Origin of the sequence: Flavobacterium sp. JAS (genome assembly GCF_020991455.1) — a bacterium.
Lineage (GTDB): Bacteria > Bacteroidota > Bacteroidia > Flavobacteriales > Flavobacteriaceae > Flavobacterium.
In genome coordinates this window covers 1-4,464 of sequence record NZ_JAJMOX010000027.1, presented here as the reverse complement: position 1 = coordinate 4,464, position 4,464 = coordinate 1, and the positions used below count along the sequence as shown (strand labels likewise).

3 protein-coding genes are annotated in these 4,464 nt (G+C 32.2%); all 3 read right to left on the bottom strand.

The features are described 5' to 3' along the window. On the bottom strand, positions 1-1,849 hold a 1,849-nt coding region (locus LPB88_RS23505; protein WP_230718208.1), incomplete at its 3' end, for a condensation domain-containing protein. Positions 1,850-1,855: 6 nt separating this feature from the next. Then, positions 1,856-3,460 carry an MBL fold metallo-hydrolase gene (locus LPB88_RS23500; protein ID WP_230718205.1) on the bottom strand — a complete coding sequence of 535 codons (1,605 nt, stop codon included), beginning with the start codon at positions 3,458-3,460 and terminating at the stop codon, positions 1,856-1,858. Between the two features lie 3 nt (positions 3,461-3,463). Beyond that, positions 3,464-4,464, bottom strand: a 1,001-nt coding sequence (locus LPB88_RS23495; RefSeq protein ID WP_230718204.1) for a non-ribosomal peptide synthetase, incomplete at its 5' end; no start/stop codon positions are given.

The window sequence follows — 4,464 nt, the reverse complement described above, 5'->3', positions numbered from 1 at the left end:
GATATGCTGCTCCGGATTTCAATACTCCTAAAAGAGCGACAATCATTTTGTCACTTTTAGCCAGCTTTACTCCCACCAGATCATCTGGTTTAATAACATAATTTTCTCTTAAATAATAAGCCAACTGATTCGACTTTTCATTAAGTTCCTGATACGTTAGTTTATTATTTTCAAAAATAACAGCTACATTATTTGGTGTTTTTCTAACCTGTTCTTCAAATAAATCTACGATTGTTTTATCGCTAGGATAATCAGATTTCGTATCATTAAATTCTACCAGCAGCTGTTGCTCTTCATCATGGTTAAGATACTTTAACTCTGCTAAAGGTACCAAAGGATCAATCACTATTTGTGCCAACAATTGTTCTAAATGCCCTAACAACTGATCTACAAATTCATTGCTAAAAATGTCTGTATTATAGGTTATATCTAAATGCAGTTCTTCAGGTTTCTCTGAAAAATTAAAATGTAAATCAAACCTGCTTATGGTGTTAGTTACCTCATATGGTTTTATATCAAATGTTTTAATGCTTTGATTTTCATCATATTCTTTCCCTACACCAAATGCATTTTGTAAATCTACCATTACATCAAACAAAGGATTTCTGCTTGGATCGCGCTTTAAGGATAAATTCTCTACCAATTCATCCAAAGGATAAATATAATATTGATAAGCACCTAGAGTCACATCTTTAACTTTGTTTAATAACCCGATAAAATTATCATCGTTTTCAAGAATTGTTCTTAGTGGTAAAGTATTTACAAAAAAACCAATTTGTCCCTCTAAATCAGCATGTTCTCTGCCCGCTAAAGAGCTTCCTATAATAATATCCTGCTGTTGTGTATAACGATATAATACAACTTTTACCAGAGATAACGCCGCCATAAACAAAGTGCCTCCCTGCGATTGGCTTAAATCCTTTAATTTCTTAACATTGTTTGTATTTAAAACTTTACCTAAAGTTTTCCCATTATATGTTTTTACTGATGGTCGCTGGTACTGAACAGGTAAATCTAATATAGGAATCTCACCAGTAAATTGATTTGTCCAATAACTTTTATGCTTCTCTAACTGGCTTCCTTTTAATTGATCTTGTTGCCAAAATGCATAATCTTTGTATTGTATTTGTAAGGGTTGAAATTGGTACGTTTCTCCTAAAGTTACTGAACTATAATAAGTAAATAACTCTTTAATTAAAATTTCCATTGACCACCCATCACTAATAATATGATGCATAACTAAGCTAAGAACATACTTAGAGTCAGCTATCTGCAATAACTTTACTCTAATTAAAACGCCTTGTTCTAGGTCAAAAGGTTTCTCACATTGTTCTTTGATTATAGTATTTAAATCTAAGCCCTTTGTCGATCTAATATCTTCATAATCAATTTTGAAATCAATATTTTCATTTTCTATGATAAATTGTCTTACCTCTCCTTGTTCTGTTTCTTTAAAAGCAGTTCTCAAAGATTCATGACGTTCTATTATAAATTTAAATGTCGATTCAATTAATTCAACATCTAATAATCCTTCAATTTCATAAACACCTATTAGATTATATGCCGAATTACCGCCTTCAAGCTGGCTTACTAACCACAATCTGTTTTGAGATGAGGATAGCGGATAATTCTCCATTAATGGAATTGATGGAATTGATTCGTAAGTTTTTACATCCCCTTCAAATCCCTTTAAGAATTGTATTAATTCATGTTTATTATCTACTATTTTTTTTAAACTAATCGGATCTAAATCTTCACCATCATAGAAAACCTCAAGTTCACCATCTTTCAAGACAACATCAATAGCGTTACTTTTCAACTCAGCTAACAAATCTATAAGCTTGCCCATATTCCTTTATTTTTTCTTATTATATAATATTTCCTTTTCACCAAATAACCTTTCAGCAATTATTCCTCTTGAAATACACTCATTAATTAAATGGTTGGATTGAACAATCGGATTAGATTCATCTGTGTATTTTATACTACTAATAAATTCACACCAAGGTTCTTGTCCCATAGCATACACGTATATTTCTGACGGATTAAAAATATTTACCAAATTTATCCCTCTATTAAAATCAGATCCTGCTAATCTTCTCGATTGATCATGTTCTTTTGATAGTTCGTTAACAACCAATGGGCCATATAACCAGGTTAACGGGGCGCCATCACATTCCATACCCAGAAAAACAACATCCACATTTCCAATTAGCTTTTGTGTATGTTCATATAACTTCTTTTCTAAAATCCTTGAATCTGCAACAAATAATAAAGAAAAATCAGCGATATCAACATGATAGCAAATTTTAGCTTTAATATCTAAATCACTATGCTCTCCAGTAAAAGGAACTCCTGTAATGCTACAATCTGAAAAACTGATCGTTGAAAATTCTTCAATCTCGATTACATTATTAAAGCCAATATTATTAAACATTAATTTTAGACACGGATCCTGAAGGTGTCCTCCTCCGGAACGCGGAACAATTATGTTTTTTACTTTATGTCTAAGTGGCAGAAGAGTTTCAAGTAAGATATGATCCTGATGGTTGTGAGTTATTAAAACATAATCAATAACTTCCGGTAATTCAAAATCAGAAAAATGTTCAACACTGGACTGATATCCATAATAACTAATTAAGGGATCTACCAATATACTTATATCTTTTGTTTCGATTAATATACATGCATGACCAAAATATCTCATTCTAATATTATTCCCCTCATATTTAGCATAAGGTACAGACGGAACTTCAGTGAAAAATGATTTGAAAAGTGACTCTTCAACTTCATTTAAATCACCTAACATTTTTCTTATTTCATTATAAGGACGAGGTGTTCTTTTCATTTTACTCAACTCATCTATAAATTCATTATCAAAAGGTATGTTTAAATGCAATACATCTTCTTCTTCTAATCTTGGTGTGCTTAAACAAAAAGGTCGTGAATCATTGTTTGTAACCCAAAGTGCTATACTTTGAGTGTTTTTATTATAAAACTTGCTCTTATATAAAAGATGTTCAAAAAATCTAAATGAAGGGTTTCCATTTAAATCATATATAAGTTCTACATAACCTTTTAAGATTTCCGGTACATTTTCGTATAAACTTTCCAGTGATTGCCCTTTTGCTTCTTTGTTTAACATTAAAACCAATTTTCTAATTGCAAACGAAAGAGTTATTAATTCTTTTTGATTTAAAAAAGTTGATTCTAGTAATTTTTTAATATCCTCAGATCTATTCTCTTTGTAATCCATAAAAGGACCACCTAACATTTTTGGATTTTTAATAGCCTCATCATGCAACTCTGGAGATTCAAGATAAGAATTCATTATTTCAACATGTCTTTTTACTACATTCATTGCTGCAGTTCCCGGCGATATAAGATGAGACCATGCATACCATCTTTCAATTAAAGGTTCAATAACTACATTGGGCTTTAAAAAAACTAAACTTTCCATTAATTATATTTTTATTGATTTTCTATTTTGATTACTTGAACTTAATTTTAGTGCATTAATTACAGAGGAAAAACTCTCAATATTTGGATTATCAAAAAATTGAGATACTGGCATTTTAAATAAAAAAGTTTTCTCTATAGTATTTAATAGTCTCATTACTTTTAAACTATTTCCTCCTAATTCAAAGAAGTTATCTGTTACTCCTACTTTTTCAATTCCAAGTACTTCCTGCCATATGGCAACCAGTTTTTGCTCAGTCTCATTTCTGGGAGCCACGTATTCTCTTCGAATTAGATCTTCTCCGTCTACTCCTGGTAAGGCTTTATGATTAATCTTCCCATTTGGGGTAAGAGGTAACTCCTCCAGTTCTACATAAAAGCCCGGAACCATATAATCCGGGAGTCGCTCCTGTAGAAAACTTCTTAATGCTGATTTATCAATGGTATTTACAGTAGTGAAATATACAATCAGTACCTTCTCATCGTTGGAATCTTTTGCCGCTACTACCACTTGTTTTAAATCCTGGGAATACTGCAGAATGACATTCTCTATCTCGCCTAGTTCGATACGGAAACCACGAATCTTAATCTGATGGTCTTTTCTGCCTATAAACTCAAGGTTGCCGTCAGCCAGCCAGCGCCCAAGATCGCCTGTATCATACATTCTTTCTCCCTTGATAAAAGGATTTTCGATAAATTTCTCCTGAGTCAGTTCGGCTTTATTCAGATATCCTCTCCCCACACCTGCGCCCGATATATAAAGCTTGCCGGTAACTCCTACCGGTAAAGGATTTAAACAATCATCTAATATGTAAATCTGGGTGTTAGAAATCGGTTTTCCAATGGTTATGGGACTATCCCTGGAAATTACTTTTACCATACAACCAACAGTACTCTCTGTTGGACCATATTCATTATAAATCGTCAATGCATCATTTGCTTTTAGAACTTCATCTACTTGTCGGCTAAGCAAAGATTCACCTCCAACAATAATTTTCTTTAACG